The organism is Gemella haemolysans ATCC 10379 (assembly GCF_000173915.1).
Taxonomy (GTDB): domain Bacteria; phylum Bacillota; class Bacilli; order Staphylococcales; family Gemellaceae; genus Gemella; species Gemella haemolysans.
Map to the genome: position 1 here is coordinate 99,489 of NZ_ACDZ02000008.1, position 14,749 is coordinate 114,237.

Annotated in this window: 29 protein-coding genes; all 29 read right to left on the reverse strand. The window is 35.5% G+C overall.

Features of this window, described 5'->3' with window-relative positions; translation table 11 throughout:
- Positions 1–70: 70 nt before the first annotated feature.
- Positions 71–469 carry a hypothetical protein gene (locus tag GEMHA0001_RS02870; protein ID WP_003144304.1) on the reverse strand — a complete coding sequence of 133 codons (399 nt, stop codon included), beginning with the start codon at positions 467–469 and terminating at the stop codon, positions 71–73.
- A gap of 777 nt (positions 470–1,246) precedes the next feature.
- Positions 1,247–1,615 carry a 50S ribosomal protein L17 gene (gene rplQ, locus GEMHA0001_RS02875; protein ID WP_003144119.1) on the reverse strand — a complete coding sequence of 123 codons (369 nt, stop codon included), beginning with the start codon at positions 1,613–1,615 and terminating at the stop codon, positions 1,247–1,249.
- 21 nt (positions 1,616–1,636) lie between these two features.
- On the reverse strand, positions 1,637–2,578 hold the full coding sequence (locus GEMHA0001_RS02880; RefSeq protein ID WP_003144079.1) for a DNA-directed RNA polymerase subunit alpha: 942 nt from the start codon (positions 2,576–2,578) through the stop codon (positions 1,637–1,639).
- A 35-nt stretch (positions 2,579–2,613) separates the two neighbouring features.
- Positions 2,614–3,003 (reverse strand): 30S ribosomal protein S11, encoded by a 390-nt coding sequence (gene rpsK, locus GEMHA0001_RS02885; RefSeq protein WP_003144405.1) that lies wholly within the window; start codon positions 3,001–3,003, stop codon positions 2,614–2,616.
- A 25-nt stretch (positions 3,004–3,028) separates the two neighbouring features.
- Entirely contained in the window at positions 3,029–3,394 is a 366-nt protein-coding gene (gene rpsM / locus GEMHA0001_RS02890; protein ID WP_003144419.1) for a 30S ribosomal protein S13, read from the reverse strand.
- A 22-nt stretch (positions 3,395–3,416) separates the two neighbouring features.
- Positions 3,417–3,530 carry a 50S ribosomal protein L36 gene (gene rpmJ, locus GEMHA0001_RS02895; protein ID WP_003144208.1) on the reverse strand — a complete coding sequence of 38 codons (114 nt, stop codon included), beginning with the start codon at positions 3,528–3,530 and terminating at the stop codon, positions 3,417–3,419.
- 26 nt (positions 3,531–3,556) lie between these two features.
- A complete protein-coding gene (gene infA / locus GEMHA0001_RS08920; RefSeq protein WP_003144387.1) occupies positions 3,557–3,772 on the reverse strand; it encodes a translation initiation factor IF-1 in 216 nt (71 codons plus the stop codon).
- 15 nt (positions 3,773–3,787) lie between these two features.
- Positions 3,788–4,441, reverse strand: a complete 654-nt coding sequence (locus GEMHA0001_RS02905; RefSeq protein WP_040464342.1) for an adenylate kinase — start codon at positions 4,439–4,441, stop codon at positions 3,788–3,790.
- Positions 4,442–4,446: 5 nt separating this feature from the next.
- Positions 4,447–5,751 carry a preprotein translocase subunit SecY gene (secY, locus tag GEMHA0001_RS02910; protein WP_003144402.1) on the reverse strand — a complete coding sequence of 435 codons (1,305 nt, stop codon included), beginning with the start codon at positions 5,749–5,751 and terminating at the stop codon, positions 4,447–4,449.
- Between the two features lie 3 nt (positions 5,752–5,754).
- Entirely contained in the window at positions 5,755–6,195 is a 441-nt protein-coding gene (rplO, locus tag GEMHA0001_RS02915) for a 50S ribosomal protein L15 (protein ID WP_003144255.1), read from the reverse strand.
- A gap of 31 nt (positions 6,196–6,226) precedes the next feature.
- Positions 6,227–6,403 carry a 50S ribosomal protein L30 gene (gene rpmD, locus GEMHA0001_RS02920; RefSeq protein WP_003144406.1) on the reverse strand — a complete coding sequence of 59 codons (177 nt, stop codon included), beginning with the start codon at positions 6,401–6,403 and terminating at the stop codon, positions 6,227–6,229.
- 16 nt (positions 6,404–6,419) lie between these two features.
- Positions 6,420–6,917 (reverse strand): 30S ribosomal protein S5, encoded by a 498-nt coding sequence (gene rpsE / locus GEMHA0001_RS02925; protein ID WP_003144191.1) that lies wholly within the window; start codon positions 6,915–6,917, stop codon positions 6,420–6,422.
- Positions 6,918–6,936: 19 nt separating this feature from the next.
- Entirely contained in the window at positions 6,937–7,293 is a 357-nt protein-coding gene (gene rplR / locus GEMHA0001_RS02930; protein WP_003144424.1) for a 50S ribosomal protein L18, read from the reverse strand.
- Positions 7,294–7,320: 27 nt separating this feature from the next.
- Entirely contained in the window at positions 7,321–7,857 is a 537-nt protein-coding gene (gene rplF / locus GEMHA0001_RS02935; RefSeq protein WP_003144256.1) for a 50S ribosomal protein L6, read from the reverse strand.
- A 23-nt stretch (positions 7,858–7,880) separates the two neighbouring features.
- Positions 7,881–8,276 carry a 30S ribosomal protein S8 gene (rpsH, locus tag GEMHA0001_RS02940; RefSeq protein ID WP_003144084.1) on the reverse strand — a complete coding sequence of 132 codons (396 nt, stop codon included), beginning with the start codon at positions 8,274–8,276 and terminating at the stop codon, positions 7,881–7,883.
- Positions 8,277–8,308: 32 nt separating this feature from the next.
- A complete protein-coding gene (gene rpsN / locus GEMHA0001_RS02945) occupies positions 8,309–8,578 on the reverse strand; it encodes a 30S ribosomal protein S14 (RefSeq protein WP_003144337.1) in 270 nt (89 codons plus the stop codon).
- Between the two features lie 21 nt (positions 8,579–8,599).
- Positions 8,600–9,139 carry a 50S ribosomal protein L5 gene (gene rplE, locus GEMHA0001_RS02950; RefSeq protein ID WP_003144426.1) on the reverse strand — a complete coding sequence of 180 codons (540 nt, stop codon included), beginning with the start codon at positions 9,137–9,139 and terminating at the stop codon, positions 8,600–8,602.
- A gap of 31 nt (positions 9,140–9,170) precedes the next feature.
- Positions 9,171–9,476, reverse strand: coding sequence for a 50S ribosomal protein L24 (rplX, locus tag GEMHA0001_RS02955; protein WP_003144415.1), 306 nt, complete (start codon positions 9,474–9,476; stop codon positions 9,171–9,173).
- Between the two features lie 36 nt (positions 9,477–9,512).
- Entirely contained in the window at positions 9,513–9,881 is a 369-nt protein-coding gene (gene rplN, locus GEMHA0001_RS02960) for a 50S ribosomal protein L14 (protein WP_003144098.1), read from the reverse strand.
- Between the two features lie 39 nt (positions 9,882–9,920).
- Positions 9,921–10,184 (reverse strand): 30S ribosomal protein S17, encoded by a 264-nt coding sequence (gene rpsQ / locus GEMHA0001_RS02965; protein WP_003144356.1) that lies wholly within the window; start codon positions 10,182–10,184, stop codon positions 9,921–9,923.
- 14 nt (positions 10,185–10,198) lie between these two features.
- Complete coding sequence (rpmC, locus tag GEMHA0001_RS02970) at positions 10,199–10,408, reverse strand: 50S ribosomal protein L29 (RefSeq protein ID WP_003144404.1); 210 nt, start codon at positions 10,406–10,408, stop codon at positions 10,199–10,201.
- The gene (gene rplP, locus GEMHA0001_RS02975; protein ID WP_003144099.1) at positions 10,408–10,833 is read right to left on the reverse strand and encodes a 50S ribosomal protein L16; all 426 of its coding nucleotides are present in this window, start codon (positions 10,831–10,833) and stop codon (positions 10,408–10,410) included. The genes rpmC and rplP overlap by 1 nt, the downstream gene beginning before the upstream one ends.
- A gap of 3 nt (positions 10,834–10,836) precedes the next feature.
- Complete coding sequence (gene rpsC, locus GEMHA0001_RS02980; protein WP_003144348.1) at positions 10,837–11,490, reverse strand: 30S ribosomal protein S3; 654 nt, start codon at positions 11,488–11,490, stop codon at positions 10,837–10,839.
- A gap of 51 nt (positions 11,491–11,541) precedes the next feature.
- Entirely contained in the window at positions 11,542–11,877 is a 336-nt protein-coding gene (gene rplV, locus GEMHA0001_RS02985; RefSeq protein WP_003144105.1) for a 50S ribosomal protein L22, read from the reverse strand.
- A 33-nt stretch (positions 11,878–11,910) separates the two neighbouring features.
- Positions 11,911–12,189, reverse strand: coding sequence for a 30S ribosomal protein S19 (gene rpsS, locus GEMHA0001_RS02990; protein WP_003144310.1), 279 nt, complete (start codon positions 12,187–12,189; stop codon positions 11,911–11,913).
- Positions 12,190–12,276: 87 nt separating this feature from the next.
- Positions 12,277–13,107, reverse strand: a complete 831-nt coding sequence (gene rplB, locus GEMHA0001_RS02995) for a 50S ribosomal protein L2 (protein WP_003144367.1) — start codon at positions 13,105–13,107, stop codon at positions 12,277–12,279.
- A gap of 35 nt (positions 13,108–13,142) precedes the next feature.
- On the reverse strand, positions 13,143–13,424 hold the full coding sequence (gene rplW / locus GEMHA0001_RS03000; RefSeq protein WP_003144216.1) for a 50S ribosomal protein L23: 282 nt from the start codon (positions 13,422–13,424) through the stop codon (positions 13,143–13,145).
- Positions 13,424–14,047, reverse strand: coding sequence for a 50S ribosomal protein L4 (gene rplD / locus GEMHA0001_RS03005; protein ID WP_003144388.1), 624 nt, complete (start codon positions 14,045–14,047; stop codon positions 13,424–13,426). The genes rplW and rplD overlap by 1 nt, the downstream gene beginning before the upstream one ends.
- A 32-nt stretch (positions 14,048–14,079) precedes the next feature.
- Positions 14,080–14,742 (reverse strand): 50S ribosomal protein L3, encoded by a 663-nt coding sequence (rplC, locus tag GEMHA0001_RS03010; protein WP_003144195.1) that lies wholly within the window; start codon positions 14,740–14,742, stop codon positions 14,080–14,082.
- Positions 14,743–14,749: the final 7 nt, after the last annotated feature.

Consider the following 14,749-nt stretch of genomic DNA (forward strand, 5'->3'; position numbering starts at 1 on the left):
CCCCTTTTAAAAGAATAGAAGGAGAACAAGAATTACAATATATGTATTTTAAAAGTTATATTTATAATAATTAATAATGATCTGGTGACCAATTTCCATACAAATTATCACTATCTTTATTTGCTAAATGCATTTGCAAAGCATATTTACCACCTGAATTACAATCAAAAGTATAATAGTTATTCTGAGTTCCTGTTTCTGTATAATTCCATTCACTCTTTCCATTACCATAAGTATCTATTAATTGATGAATTACTGTAGTTCCACGAGCAGATGCACCAAGATTAATGACATACCAACCATTCCACACAGTTTTTTGAACATATCCTGTTTTTTGATTACCATATCTATATACCCAAAAATCACTAAAATATCCAAAATATCTTGCTTCAGCAACTGGATATACAGTAGACAAAAACATACCCAAAAGACAAGTGACTGCCAATATTTTCTTAATAATTAATTTCATTTTGAAGTCCTCCTAATATAACTGAAAAAATAAAAAATATACATATATCTAAAAGACTTCTTTGTTCTCCCAACTCAAGTGTATCAAAAAATAAAATAACTGTCAAATAAAAACAGAATTAGATGTAGAATAATGATAAATTGTTAATTCTCAAAGTAAATTCCAGTTCAAATAAAAAACTGGAATTTAACCTAAAACTAATTTTGCTACGTTTTATTTAGTTACTTTTGCATATTTTGCACGTAATGATACTCCTATAAGGTTTCTTATAATTCCATTGTCACTTCGCAGTTGGAACTAAAAATTTCTTTCGTCACTTCGTTCCTCTAAAAGTAAGTCTTCGTTGCGTACGTTGTACGTAATGATTTCGACGTGCCTTTGGCACTAGAAATCTCATTATAATTTACTATATTACAATTGGCAACTTCGCAGTAGACGTACTCCAATCAGCTACAGCTGTCGCTTTGCTTCTTGGTACGTCCTTGCGTACTTTGTACCTAACGTTTTATGCAATTCGAAGAATTGCTAAAACGAAAGGTACAAAGCAAAAAAAGACTACCTTGCCTGGTAATCTTTTAAAGTATAATTAGATTTAATTTTTAAAGGGACAAAAGGGTATCCTAGCGATATGCTAGGATACATTAGAGCTAGACGACGTAGCCTTTTCCTACGCATTTCAAGCACTCTTTTGCCAAAAAAATTAGTTTAAATTCTTGTTGTATGTGTTGTTTAGTTGTGTGTGTATGTAGTATGTTATTGTTGTATGAAAAATTTTTATTAAACTAATTCTATAATAGCTGTTTCTGCACCATCACCTTTACGTGGTCCAACACGTAGAATACGAGTGTATCCACCATTACGGTCAGCATATTTAGGTGCTACTTCTTCAAATAATTTTTTAAGAGCTAATTGACTCTTACCTTCTTCAGTTGCTACTGCAACAGGTTGGATGAATTTAGCTGCATTACGTCTTGCTGCTAGATCACCTTTTTTACCTAATGTAATCATTTTTTCTGCTAATGAACGAACTTCTTTCGCTCTTGTAACAGTTGTTTCAATTCTACCGTGTACTAGTAGAGCAGTTACTAAGTTTCTTAACATCGCTTTACGGTGAGCTGATGTACGTCCTAATTTTCTGTAACCCATTAGTGTGCCTCCTTGTTAGTATTATTCTTCTTTGAATCCTAGTTCTAACTCTTGAAGTTTAATTTTAACTTCTTCTAGAGATTTACGACCTAAGTTTCTTACTTTAATCATTTCTTGTTCTGTTTTGTTAGCTAATTCTTGTACTGTGTTAATTCCTGCACGTTTTAAGCAGTTGTAACTACGTACTGATAAGTCTAATTCTTCAATTGTCATTTCTAACATTTGAACTTTATTATCTTCTTCTTTAGCTACCAATATTTCAGCAGCTTTTGCTTCTTCAGACATTTCCATGAATAATTCTAAGTGCGAAATTAGAATTTTAGATGCTAATGCTAAAGCGTCGTTAGCTGTAATTGAACCATTAGTAGTTACGTCTAAGATAAGTTTATCAAAGTCAGTGCTTTGTCCTACCCTAGTTTTTTCTACTGTATAGTTAACTTTTGATACTGGTGTATAAATTGAATCGATTGGAATAACTCCAATTGGTAAGTCACGTTTTTTGTTCCCATCAGCTGGTACAAATCCACGTCCTTTTCCAACGTAAATAATCATTTCAAATTGTCCACCTTCAGATACTGTTGCAATGTGTTGATCAGTATTTACTACTTCGATATCAGAATCGATAGCGATGTCTGCTGCTGTAACAACTGCAGGACCTTTAACACTGATTGATACTTGTTTTTCTTCCTCAGAATGAACTACAAACGCGATGTTTTTAACGTTCATAATGATTTCAGTAACATCTTCTACAACACCTTTAATTGCTTGGAATTCGTGTTGAACTCCTTCAATATCGATGCTTCTTGCTGCTGCTCCTGGTAATGATGAGATTAACATTCTTCTCAATGAATTACCTAATGTAGTTCCATATCCACGTTCAAGTGGTTCAACTACAAAGCGACCAAATCTTTTATCTGATGATTCTTCAATGATTTGAATTTTTGGTTTTTCTATTGCTAACATTATGTTAAACCTCCTAAATTTTGTCTATGTTATTATTATACACGACGACGTTTAGGTGGGCGACATCCATTGTGAGGAACTGGAGTTACGTCTTTGATTGATGTAACTTCTAATCCAGCAGATTGTAATGCACGAATAGCTGCTTCACGTCCTGCACCTGGACCTTTAACTGTTACATCTACATATTTCATTCCGTGTTCCATAGCTTGTTTAGCTGCTGCTTCACTTGCCATTTGTGCTGCGAATGGAGTAGATTTTCTAGAACCTTTGAATCCTAGTGCTCCTGCACTTGACCATGATACTGCATTACCATGTTCATCTGTAATTGTTACGATTGAGTTGTTGAATGTAGAACGAATGTGTGCAACACCATTTTGTATATTTTTTTTCACACGACGTTTACGTGATTGTTGTTTACGAGCCATAGTTGTGTTTCTCCTCCTATCCTAATTATTTTTTCTTGTTCGCAACTGTTTTCTTAGGACCTTTACGAGTACGAGAGTTGTTCTTAGTGTTTTGCCCTCTTACTGGAAGTCCACGACGGTGACGAATTCCTCTGTAACATCCGATTTCCATTAGACGTTTGATGTTTAATGAAACTTCACGACGTAAGTCACCTTCTGTTTTGTAGTTATCTACGATTTCACGAATTTTATCTAGTTGATCTTCTGTTAAGTCTTTAACTCTCACATCTTCAGAAACTCCAGCTTCTTTTAAGATTTTTTGAGAAGTTTTTAAACCTATACCATATACATAAGTTAGAGATATAACAACGCGTTTCTCACGTGGAATATCTACTCCTGCTATACGTGCCATTAAGTTTGCACCTCCTAATTAATTATCCTTGTTTTTGTTTATGTTTTGCGTTTTCGCAAATCACTAATACTTTACCACCACGACGAATTACTTTACATTTGTCACAGATTTTTTTTACTGATGGTCTTACTTTCATCGTTATTTCCTCCTTGAGTTTATAACTTACTTGAATCTATAAGTTATTCTACCTTTTGTCAGGTCATACGGACTCATTTCTACTGTAACTTTATCACCTGGTAAAATTCTTATATAATTCATTCTGATTTTTCCAGAAACATGAGCTAAAATAATATGACCATTTTCTAATTCTACTTTAAACATTGCATTCGGCAAGTTTTCTACTACTAAACCTTCTACTTCAATGACATCTTTTGCCATACTTTTCCTCCCTGACTATTTCAGTTTGTCTAATATATTTTGTACGTCTTGGAAAACTACTTTGATGTCTTGGTCACCATTAACATTTTCAACTACACCTTCTTTTTGACTATAGAAGTCTAAAAGAGGTTTTGTTTGTTTGATGTTAACTTCTAAGCGATTACCAACTGTTTCTTCGTTGTCATCACTTCTTTGGTAAAGTTCACCACCATCATTATCACAAACACCTTCAACTTTTGTAGGATTGAAAAGTAAGTGATAAGTGTTTCCACATTGTTTACAGATTCTTCTACCTGTTAAACGAGGTAACAGAATAGCTGGATCTACATCGATATTTAGTACTTTATCGATTTTTCTATTAGTTTTTGCTAAAATTTGATCAAGGGCTTCAGCTTGTTCTACTGTTCTTGGAAAACCGTCAAGTAAAAAGCCTTCTTTTGCATCTTCTTGATTCAATCTTTCTTCAACTAATCCTATAGTTACACTGTCAGGAACAAGTTGTCCTTTATCAATATAACTTTTTGCTTCTTTTCCAAGCGGAGTCTCATTTTTAATAGCAGCTCTAAACATATCTCCAGTAGAAATATGCGGAATTGGATAATTCGCTTTAATTTGCTCTGCTTGAGTACCTTTACCCGCTCCTGGTAATCCCATTAAAATAATATTCATCATAATTATTTACCACCTTTACGTCCTGTAATAAAACTTCTATAGTTCTTCTCTGTTAATTGAGTATTAAGTTGTTTAACTGTCTCTAGTGCAACACTGACAACAATTATTAAACTTGTACCACCAATTTGTACAGATGCTGGTAATTTAGCAATGCTCGTGAATATTGTTGGAAGAACCGAAACAGCTGCTAGGAATATTGAACCTACAAACGTTAGTCTGTATAAAATACCTGTAATGTATTGTTCAGTTTTTTTACCTGGTCTAACCCCTGGAACAAAACTTCCTTGTTTTCTTAAATTATCAGCCATTTTTTCTGGGTTAACTTGAACCATTACATAGAAGTAACAGAACGCAATAATTAATACTACGTATAATGTTAATCCTAGAACATGACTGAAATCGAAATATGATACAATTCTTTGTAACTTTTCGTTATTAGGTGCGAATATCGCAATAGTTCTAGGTAATTGTAAGAATGCGATAGCGAAGATTACTGGGATAACCCCGGCACTGTTCACTTTAAGAGGCAAGTAAGTTGATCTTGCTCCTAACATTCTACGACCTGCTCTCGCTTGAGAGTATTGAATAGGAATTTTACGGATTGCTTCTTGCATGTAAACAACAGCAGCAACAATTCCTATAACAATGATTGCTACAATAACAATTTTTAAAATTGCTAATGTAAGGTTTTCAGCATCTTTAATTTGAGATTCATAAATTTGAATGAACTCCATTGGTAAACGAGCAATAATACCCGCTAAGATAATGATAGAAACACCATTACCAACACCATATTGTGATATCTGATCCCCTAGCCAAAGTAATAACGCTGTTCCAGCAGTTAAAACTAAAGCTACTGTAATGAATCCTATAACAGATGTATCTTTAATTAATCCTTGATACGCTTTATTAAATCCATAAGACATAATAAGCGATTGGATAAACGCTAAGATAATTGCTAAGACTCTTGTTAATTTTTGTGTTTTCTTTTGACCTACTTCACCTTGTTTTGACCACTCAGTTAATGTAGGAATAACATCCATTTGCATAAGTTGAATTACGATAGATGCTGTAATGTATGGCATAATACCCATAGCGAATACAGAGAACTGTTGTAAAGCACCTCCTGCAAATGTATTGAATATTCCGAATAATCCAGATGCATCTTGACTTTTAAGAACATCTGCATCTACTCCAGGTATCGGTAAGTAAGAACCGATACGGAATAGGAATATACCAAATAAGGTAAATAAAATTTTGTTACGAGTTTCTTTAACTTTAAATAAATTTAGCGATGCACTAAACATATATTATAGCACCTCGCAAACTCCTCCAGCTGCTTCGATAGCTTCTTTTGCTGAAGATGAAAATTTGTGAGCTTGTACAGTTAATTTTTTCTCTAATTTACCGTTAGCTAATACTTTAACACCTGAAAGTTCTTTTTTAATAACTTTAGTTTCTAATAATAGAGCAGGTGATACTACAGTACCATCTTCAAATTTATTTAGATCGTCAAGATTTACAACTGCAAATTCTTTTCTGTTTACATTGTTAAATCCACGTTTTGGAATACGTCTGAATAATGGGTTTTGTCCACCTTCGAATCCTGGGCGAACTCCACCACCACTACGTGCTTTTTGTCCTTTTTGACCACGTCCTGAAGTTTTACCATTTCCTGATCCAATCCCACGACCTACTCTGTTACGCTCTTTACGAGAACCTTCAACTGGTTGTAATTCATGTAATTTCATTTAGACTAGCACCTCCTTGTATTAATAATTCTTATTTTTCTTCTACTGTTACTAAGTGTGAAACTTTGTTGATCATTCCGCGAATCGCAGCGTTATCTTTGTGTTCAACTGTTTGGTGCATTTTTTTAAGACCAAGAGCTTCAACAACTTTTCTTTGATTCTTTGGACGACCAATAGTACTACGAGTTAGGGTTACTTTTAATGTCATGTTCTTTTCCCTCCTCTTATCCTAATAATTCTTCCACAGATTTACCACGTAAAGCTGCTACGTGTTCTACTGTTTGTAATCTTGTTAATCCTTCGATTGTAGCACGAACCATGTTTACTGGTGTGTTTGAACCTAGAGATTTTGATAAGATATTTGAAATACCTGATAATTCTAATACGGCACGAACTGGTCCACCAGCGATAACCCCTGTACCAGGTGCAGCTGGTTTGATTAATACTGAACCTGCTCCAAATTGTCCGATGATTTCGTGAGGTATTGTTCCATTAACTACTGGTACAGTAATTAAGTTATGTTTAGCAGCTTCAACTGCTTTTCTGATTGCATCTGGTACTTCTTGAGCTTTACCTGTACCAAATCCTACGCGACCATTTTTGTCACCAACTACTACTAAAGCAGAGAAACGGAAACGACGTCCACCTTTAACAACTTTAGCTACACGGCGAATGGCAACTACGCGTTCTTCAAATTCTTTTTTGATTTCTTCTTGACGCATCTACTTATTTCCCTCCTTATTAGAATACAAGTCCGTTTTCACGTGCTGCTTCAGCTAATGCTTTAACACGTCCGTGATATAGGTATCCTCCACGGTCGAAAACAACTTTTTCAATTCCTTTAGTTTTAGCTACTTCTGCGATTAATTTTCCAACTTCTTTAGCTGCTTCTACACTTGATTTAGAAACGTTCTCAAGTTTTAATGAAGAAGCTTGTGCTAATGTAACACCTTTAGTGTCATCAATAATTTGTGCGTAAATGTTTGTGTTTGAACGGTATACGTTTAAACGTGGAACTTCTGGAGTCCCTTGAACTTTAACACGTACTCTTGCGTGTCTTTTTTTACGAACTTTATTTTTGTCAAGTTTCGTAATCATATTTGAAACACTCCTTTCTGTTATCTATTATTTACCAGTTTTTCCTTCTTTACGGCGAACATATTCACCAACGTAGCGAATACCTTTACCTTTATAAGGTTCTGGAGGACGTACTGCACGAACTTTAGCTGCGTATTGTCCTACTACTTCTTTGTTAATACCTTCGATACTAACTTTAGTGTTTCCTTCAACACCTAATGTAATTCCTTCGATTTCTTCGAATTCAACTGGGTGAGAGTATCCAACACTTAGTACTAATTTTTTACCTTGCATTTGAGCACGGTATCCAACCCCGATTAATTCAAGTTCTTTTTTGAATCCAGCAGATACACCTTCAACCATGTTTGCTAAGATAGCACGAGTTGTTCCGTGTACTGTACGGTGACGTTTAGAGTCAGATGGACGTACTACTGTGATTTCACTTCCTTCAATGTTGAAAGTCATGTCTTTATCAAATTGTTGTTTTAATTCACCTTTAGGTCCTTTAACTGTTGCGAAGTTATCAACGATGTTAACTTCAACCCCTGCAGGTACTGTAATAACTTTATTACCTATACGTGACATTTAATTGGCACCTCCTTATAATATTACCAGATGTAAGCTAATACTTCTCCACCTGTGTTATTTTTACGAGCAACTTTATCAGTTACAACTCCAGTTGAAGTTGATATGATTGCTATTCCTAGTCCGTTTAATACTCTTGGCAGTTCATCTGCTTTAGCGTATACACGTAAACCAGGTTTTGAAATTCTTTTAATTCCTTTAATTACTCTTTCACCTTTTGAGTATTTAAGAGTAAGTTTAAGTTTTCCTTGCTTGTTATCTTCGATGTATTCTACATCTTTAATGAATCCTTCTTGTTTTAGGATTTCTGCAATTTGCTTTTTAATATTTGACGCAGGTAATTCTAATGTTTCGTGTTTAACCATGTTAGCGTTACGAATACGTGTTAGCATATCTGCGATAGGATCTGTCATTGTCATTAGGATAAATCCTCCTTTCTTCTACTAATATATTACCAACTTGCTTTTTTAACTCCAGGAATTTGTCCTTTGTAAGCTAATTCACGGAATTTAATACGGCTGATTCCAAATTTTCCAATGTATCCGTGAGGACGTCCAGTTATGCTACAACGATTGTGTAAACGAGCTGGAGCTGAGTTTTTTGGAAGTTTGCTAAGTCCGATGTAATCACCTTTAGCTTTTAATTCCGCTCTTTTAGCTGCATACTTGTCAACTAATTTTTGGCGTTTTAATTCACGCTCTACCATTGCTTTTTTAGCCATGTGTCTTTTACCTCACCTTTCTTATTTTGCGAATGGCATTCCACATTGTGTTAATAACTCACGAGCTTCTTCATCTGTGTTAGCTGTTGTTACTATAACGATGTCCATACCACGTACTTTACTTACTTTATCGTAATCAATTTCAGGGAAAATTAATTGTTCTTTAACACCTAGTGTGTAGTTACCACGACCATCGAATGCTTTTTTAGAAACACCGTGGAAGTCACGTACACGTGGAAGTGCTACAGTTACTAATTTATCGAAGAATTCATACATTCTTTCTCCACGTAAAGTAACTTTAGCCCCGATAGGCATACCTTCACGAAGTCTGTAAGTAGCGATTGATTTTTTAGCTCTTGTTACTAATGGTTTTTGACCAGAAATTAAAGCTAATTCTGCTACTGCGTTGTCTAGGGCTTTAGAGTTTTGCACAGCATCACCTACACCCATGTTAATTACGATTTTTTCAATTTTTGGTACTTGCATAACACTGCTGTACTCAAATTTTGTCATTAATTCTTTTGTTATCTCAGATTTAAATTTATCTTCTAAACGAGCCATCTAAAATAGTGCCTCCTTTCTTCAACTATTATTATATTTCTTTTCCTGATTTTACTGCGATACGTACTTTCTTACCATCTTTTGTTTCGAAACGTACTCTTGTCGCTTTTCCAGTTTCAGGATCTTGTAACATTACGTTTGATACGTGAATTGCTGCTTCTTTTTCAACGATTCCACCTTGAGGTGCATCTTGAGAATTCTTAACGTGTTTTTTGATGATGTTAACACCTTCTACAACAACACGATCTTTTTTAGGTTGAGCTTCGATTACTGTACCAACTTTACCTTTGTCTTTACCAGTAATTACTACAACTTTATCACCTTTTTTAATGAACATTTCTTGTTAACCTCCTTCTTTACTGTACTTTTTATATTATAATACTTCTGGAGCTAGTGATACGATTTTCATGTAGTTACCGTCTCTTAATTCACGAGCAACTGGTCCGAAAATACGTGTACCACGTGGGCTCTTATCATCACGGATAATTACACAAGCATTTTCATCAAATTTAATATATGAACCGTCGTTACGACGAGCTCCTGTTTTTGTACGAACGATTACGGCTTTAACTACTTCACCTTTTTTAACAACTCCACCTGGTGTTGCTTTTTTAACAGAACATACAATTACGTCACCAATGTTAGCAACTTTACGTCCTGAACCACCTAGAACTTTGATTGTTAAAACTTCTTTTGCTCCTGAGTTATCAGCCACTTTTAAGCGTGTTTCTTGTTGAATCATGCGCTTTTTGCCTCCTTCTTAGGGTTTATCCTAGTTTTATTAGATTATAACTGCTTCTTCTACTACTTCTACTAAACGGAAGTTTTTAGTTGCAGATAATGGACGAGTTTCCATTATTTTAACGATATCATTTAATTTAGCAACATTGTTTTCATCATGTGCTTTGAATTTTTTAGAATATTTAACACGTTTACCGTATAGAGGGTGTTTTTTGTAAGTTTCTACTAAAACTGTGATTGTTTTGTCCATTTTATCAGAAACTACTTTTCCAACGTAAACTTTTCTATCATTTCTCTCAGTCATGTTTGCCTCCTATATTATTTATTCGCTAATTCTCTTTCGCGAATAACAGTTTTCATACGAGCGATTGATTTTCTAACTTGACTAATACGAGCTGTATTTTCTAATTGACCAGTTGCCAATTGGAAGCGTAAGTTGAAAAGCTCTTCTTTTAATTCTTTGATTTTTGTTTCTAACTCTTGTGAAGTTAATTCTCTAATCATTGATTTGAATTCATTTGTTTTCATTATGCTTCACCACCTGTTTCTTCACGTTTTACAAATTTACATTTAACAGGTAACTTGTGAGATGCAAGTCTTAGAGCTTCACGTGCAACTTCTTCACTTACTCCAGCAACTTCGAACATCACTCTACCTGGTTTAACGATTGCAACCCATCCTTCTACTGCACCTTTACCAGATCCCATACGTACTTCTAATGGTTTTTTAGTGTAAGGCATGTGAGGGAAGATTTTAATCCAAACTTTACCACCACGTTTCATATAACGAGTCATCGCTATACGAGCAGCTTCTATTTGACGAGAAGTAACTCTTGCTGCAGTAGTAGCTTGTAATCCAAATTCACCGAAATCTACTACGTTTCCGCCTTTAGATTTACCTTTTGTTGATTGTCTGTGTTGACGACGATATTTAACACGTTTAGGCATTAACATAAATTAGTTACCTCCTTTTTCAGATTTTCTAGTTGGTAATACTTCACCACGGTTAATCCAAACTTTAACTCCAAGTTTACCATAAGTTGTATCTGCTTCTTCGTGAGCGTAGTCGATGTCTGCTCTTAATGTGTGTAGTGGCACTGAACCTTCTGAGTAGTGTTCTGCACGAGCGATATCTGCTCCACCAAGACGTCCTGATACTTGAGTTTTAATTCCTTTAGCTCCTGCTCTCATAGCTCTTTGGATAGCTTGTTTTTGAGCACGACGGAATGATACACGAGCTTCTAATTGACGAGCAATGTTCTCAGCTACTAATTTAGCGTCGATATCAACTTTTTTGATTTCAACTACATTAATGTGTACTCTTTTTCCAGTTAATTTGTTTAATTCTAATCTTAATTTATCGATTTCAGAACCACCTTTACCGATAACCATACCTGGTTTACCAGTGTGTACTGAAATGTTTACTTTCTTATCAAATCTTTCAATTTCTACTTTAGAAACTGAAGCGTCTTTTAATTGTTTACTGATGAACTCACGGATTTTGAAATCTTCGTGTAAGTTAGCAGCGAAATCTTTTTCCGCATACCATTTTGAATCCCAATCACGAATAACTCCAACACGTAAGCCTATTGGATGTACTTTTTGACCCACAGTTTGTAGCCTCCTTTAACTAGTTTAGCTTTTATAATTTCTTAATTTTTATTATTTGTTGTCACTTAAAACGATAGTGATGTGACTTGTTCTTTTGTTAATTGAACTTGCAGCACCTTTTGCTCTTGGACGGAATCTTTTAAGAGTTGGTCCTTCATTTGCAAATGCTTGTGATACTACTAAGTCTTCTACATTCATTCCATAGTTGTGTTCAGCGTTAGCAGCAGCTGATTTAATAACTTTAGCTACTGGTAAAGAAGCTGATTTAGTTGTGAATTCTAAAATTCCTAATGCTTCGCCCACTTTTTTTCCACGTACTAAGTCTAATACTAGTCTTACTTTACGAGGAGCGATGCGGACTGTCTTAGCGATTGCTTTTGACTCCATGAATGTGCCTCCTTGATTTTACTAATTTCTAAATTATCTTCTTGTTTTTCTGTCGTCTGCAACGTGACCTTTGTAAGTTCTTGTTGGTGCAAACTCACCTAATTTGTGTCCTACCATATCTTCAGTCACATATACAGGTACATGTTTTCTTCCGTCATATACTGCAAAAGTAAGTCCTATGAATGTTGGGAAGATTGTTGAACGACGAGACCAAGTTTTAATTACTTGTTTCTTTTCTTGTTCGTTCATTTTTTCAACTTTTGCTAATAAGTGGTGATCAGCGAATGGTCCTTTTTTTAAACTACGAGCCATTGTGTTATCTCCTTTCCGATACTTTGCATACTTAAGGGTTTGGTAAAGAGCACTTGCTCCTCACCAACTAACCTTTGTTTAAATTTATTATTTAGTTCTAGCACGTACGATAAATTTGTTTGAACGAGCTTTTTTAGAACGAGTTTTCTTACCAAGAGTAGGTTTACCCCATGGTGACATAGGTGATTTACGTCCGATTGAAGTACGTCCTTCACCACCACCGTGTGGGTGATCGTTCGGGTTCATAACAGATCCACGTACAGTTGGTCTTTTACCTAACCAACGAGTTCTACCAGCTTTACCGATATTTACTAGTCCGTGTTGTTCGTTACCAACTTCACCGATTGTAGCACGGCAAGTTGCTAAGATCATTCTTACTTCTCCTGATTTAAGACGTACTAATACGTATTTACCTTCTTTACCAAGTACTTGAGCACTTGCTCCAGCAGAACGTACTAATTGTCCACCTTTACCAGGTTTAAGTTCGATGTTGTGAATTAATGTCCCTACAGGGATGTTTGCTAGTGGTAATGCATTACCAACTTTAATATCAGCAGTTTCACCAGATACTAAGATTTGTCCTACTTTAAGTTCTTTAGGAGCGATGATGTATCTTTTTTCTCCATCTACATAGTGTAATAGAGCGATGTTCGCTGAACGGTTTGGATCGTACTCGATAGTAGCAACTTTTGCTGGTACGTTGTCTTTATTTCTCTTGAAGTCAATAATACGGTATTGTTTCTTGTGTCCTCCACCGTGGTGACGAACAGTGATTTTACCTTGGTTATTTCTTCCCGCTTTTTTCGGTAGCGGCGCTAATAATGACTTTTCTGGTTTGTTAGTTGTAATTTCCGCGAAATCTAATGATGTCATGTTACGACGACCGTTAGTTATAGCTTTATATACTTTAATTGCCATTTGTCATTTTTCCTCCTTAATGGTATTTGTTATTCTTAAGCGAATAATCCTTCGATTGTTTGTCCTTCTGCTAACTTAACGATTGCTTTTCTACGTTTGTTAGTGTAACCACCGTATCTTCCAACACGACGGAATTTTGGTTTGTAGTTCATTACGTTTACTTTCTCAACTTTAACTCCGAAGATTTCTTCGATAGCTTGTTTAATTTGAGTTTTGTGAGCGCGTGTGTCTACTAGGAAAGTGTATTTATTTTCTTGCATTAATAAATAACTTTTTTCAGTTAGTACTGGGCGTTTGATAATATCGCGTGCTTCCATTATGCTAATACCTCCCCAACTTTTTCTACTGCATCTTTAGTAAATACAACTTTGTTGCTTCTTAAGATGTCTAATACGTTAAGACCAGTTGTTTCTACGAATTCAACTCCTGGAATATTTCTTCCTGATAAAACAGTATTTTCTTCTAGTTCAGTAACTACGAATAATACTTTTTTCTCTAGGCTAAGGTTTGATAACATTTCTTTAAAGTTTTTAGTTTTAATTGTATCAAATGATAAGCTTTCTAATGCAAATACTTCGTTAGCTGCTACTTTAGAAGATAAAGCAGAACGTAATGCTAAACGACGCATTTTACGAGGCATTTTGAAGCTGTAGCTACGTGGTGTAGGTCCGAATACGATTCCACCTCCACGCCATTGTGGTGAACGGATAGATCCTTGACGAGCACGACCTGTTCCTTTTTGACGCCATGGTTTGCGACCACCACCTGAAACTTCAGAACGTCCTTTTGTTTTGTGTGTACCTTGACGAAGTGATGCTCTTTGTAAAGTTACAGCTTGGAATAAAACGTGTTGATTTGGTTCAATTCCGAATACTGCTTCATTAGCTTCAACTGCACCAACTTTAGTACCGTCTTGTTTAAATAAATCTAATTGTGGCATTATCTAATTTCCTCCTTCCGTATATTTTCCGATTATTTACCAGATTTAACTGCTGATTGGATTTTTACGAAGCTTTTCTTAGATCCTGGAATACATCCTTTAACTAGGATTAATCCATTTTCTACATCTACGCTTACGATTTCTAAGTTTTGAGTAGTAACTGTAACTCCACCCATTTGACCTGGTAATGCTTTACCTTTGAATACACGGTTAGGTGCTACAGGTCCCATTGACCCAGGACGACGGTGGTAACGAGAACCGTGAGCCATTGGTCCGCGGCTTTGTCCATGACGCTTGATTGCCCCTTGGAATCCTTTACCTTTACTTACTCCTGTTACGTCAACTAAGTCCCCTGCTGCAAAAATATCAACTTGGACTTCTTGACCTACTTCATAATTAGCAACTTCTGCATCTCTGATTTCGCGTACGAAACGTTTTGGAGCAGTGTTAGCTTTATCTGCGTGACCTTGTTCAGGTTTGTTCGCAACTTTTACTAAACGGTCTTTACGTTCTTTATCGTAAGGACGTTTATCGTCGAATCCTAATTGGATTGCGTTGTATCCTTCAACTTCTTCTGTTTTCTTTTGTAATACGACGTTACCTTTCGCTTCAACTACTGTTACTGGGATTAATTCTCCATTTTCAGCGAAGATTTGAGTCATACCTACTTTTCTTCCTAAGATACCTTTGGTCATCGAAAGT

Excerpts from the sequence above, each read along its gene's own strand:
- GEMHA0001_RS02870 (WP_003144304.1), bottom strand. The coding sequence starts at position 469 with ATGAAATTAATTATTAAGAAAATATTGGCAGTCACTTGTCTTTTGGGT.
- rplQ (WP_003144119.1), bottom strand. The coding sequence starts at position 1,615 with ATGGGTTACAGAAAATTAGGACGTACATCAGCTCACCGTAAAGCGATG.
- GEMHA0001_RS02880 (WP_003144079.1), bottom strand. The coding sequence starts at position 2,578 with ATGTTAGCAATAGAAAAACCAAAAATTCAAATCATTGAAGAATCATCA.
- rpsK (WP_003144405.1), bottom strand. The coding sequence starts at position 3,003 with ATGGCTCGTAAACAACAATCACGTAAACGTCGTGTGAAAAAAAATATA.
- rpsM (WP_003144419.1), bottom strand. The coding sequence starts at position 3,394 with ATGGCACGTATAGCAGGAGTAGATATTCCACGTGAGAAACGCGTTGTT.
- rpmJ (WP_003144208.1), bottom strand. The coding sequence starts at position 3,530 with ATGAAAGTAAGACCATCAGTAAAAAAAATCTGTGACAAATGTAAAGTA.
- infA (WP_003144387.1), bottom strand. The coding sequence starts at position 3,772 with ATGGCAAAAGATGTCATTGAAGTAGAAGGTTTAGTAGTAGAAAACTTG.
- GEMHA0001_RS02905 (WP_040464342.1), bottom strand. The coding sequence starts at position 4,441 with ATGAATATTATTTTAATGGGATTACCAGGAGCGGGTAAAGGTACTCAA.
- secY (WP_003144402.1), bottom strand. The coding sequence starts at position 5,751 with ATGTTTAGTGCATCGCTAAATTTATTTAAAGTTAAAGAAACTCGTAAC.
- rplO (WP_003144255.1), bottom strand. The coding sequence starts at position 6,195 with ATGAAATTACATGAATTACAACCAGTTGAAGGTTCTCGTAAAGAGCGT.
- rpmD (WP_003144406.1), bottom strand. The coding sequence starts at position 6,403 with ATGACATTAAAAGTAACCCTAACTCGTAGTACTATTGGTCGTCCAAAG.
- rpsE (WP_003144191.1), bottom strand. The coding sequence starts at position 6,917 with ATGCGTCAAGAAGAAATCAAAAAAGAATTTGAAGAACGCGTAGTTGCC.
- rplR (WP_003144424.1), bottom strand. The coding sequence starts at position 7,293 with ATGATTACGAAACTTGACAAAAATAAAGTTCGTAAAAAAAGACACGCA.
- rplF (WP_003144256.1), bottom strand. The coding sequence starts at position 7,857 with ATGTCACGTATAGGTAATAAAGTTATTACAGTACCTGCAGGGGTTGAA.
- rpsH (WP_003144084.1), bottom strand. The coding sequence starts at position 8,276 with ATGACAATGACAGATCCTATCGCAGATATGCTAACACGTATTCGTAAC.
- rpsN (WP_003144337.1), bottom strand. The coding sequence starts at position 8,578 with ATGGCTAAAAAAGCAATGGTAGAGCGTGAATTAAAACGCCAAAAATTA.
- rplE (WP_003144426.1), bottom strand. The coding sequence starts at position 9,139 with ATGGCTCGTTTAGAAGATAAATTTAAATCTGAGATAACAAAAGAATTA.
- rplX (WP_003144415.1), bottom strand. The coding sequence starts at position 9,476 with ATGTTCATTAAAAAAGGTGATAAAGTTGTAGTAATTACTGGTAAAGAC.
- rplN (WP_003144098.1), bottom strand. The coding sequence starts at position 9,881 with ATGATTCAACAAGAAACACGCTTAAAAGTGGCTGATAACTCAGGAGCA.
- rpsQ (WP_003144356.1), bottom strand. The coding sequence starts at position 10,184 with ATGACTGAGAGAAATGATAGAAAAGTTTACGTTGGAAAAGTAGTTTCT.
- rpmC (WP_003144404.1), bottom strand. The coding sequence starts at position 10,408 with ATGAAAACAAATGAATTCAAATCAATGATTAGAGAATTAACTTCACAA.
- rplP (WP_003144099.1), bottom strand. The coding sequence starts at position 10,833 with ATGTTAATGCCTAAACGTGTTAAATATCGTCGTCAACACAGACAATCA.
- rplV (WP_003144105.1), bottom strand. The coding sequence starts at position 11,877 with ATGGAGTCAAAAGCAATCGCTAAGACAGTCCGCATCGCTCCTCGTAAA.
- rpsS (WP_003144310.1), bottom strand. The coding sequence starts at position 12,189 with ATGGCTCGTAGTTTAAAAAAAGGACCATTCGCTGATCACCACTTATTA.
- rplB (WP_003144367.1), bottom strand. The coding sequence starts at position 13,107 with ATGGCAATTAAAGTATATAAAGCTATAACTAACGGTCGTCGTAACATG.
- rplW (WP_003144216.1), bottom strand. The coding sequence starts at position 13,424 with ATGGAAGCACGCGATATTATCAAACGCCCAGTACTAACTGAAAAAAGT.
- rplD (WP_003144388.1), bottom strand. The coding sequence starts at position 14,047 with ATGCCACAATTAGATTTATTTAAACAAGACGGTACTAAAGTTGGTGCA.
- rplC (WP_003144195.1), bottom strand. The coding sequence starts at position 14,742 with ATGACCAAAGGTATCTTAGGAAGAAAAGTAGGTATGACTCAAATCTTC.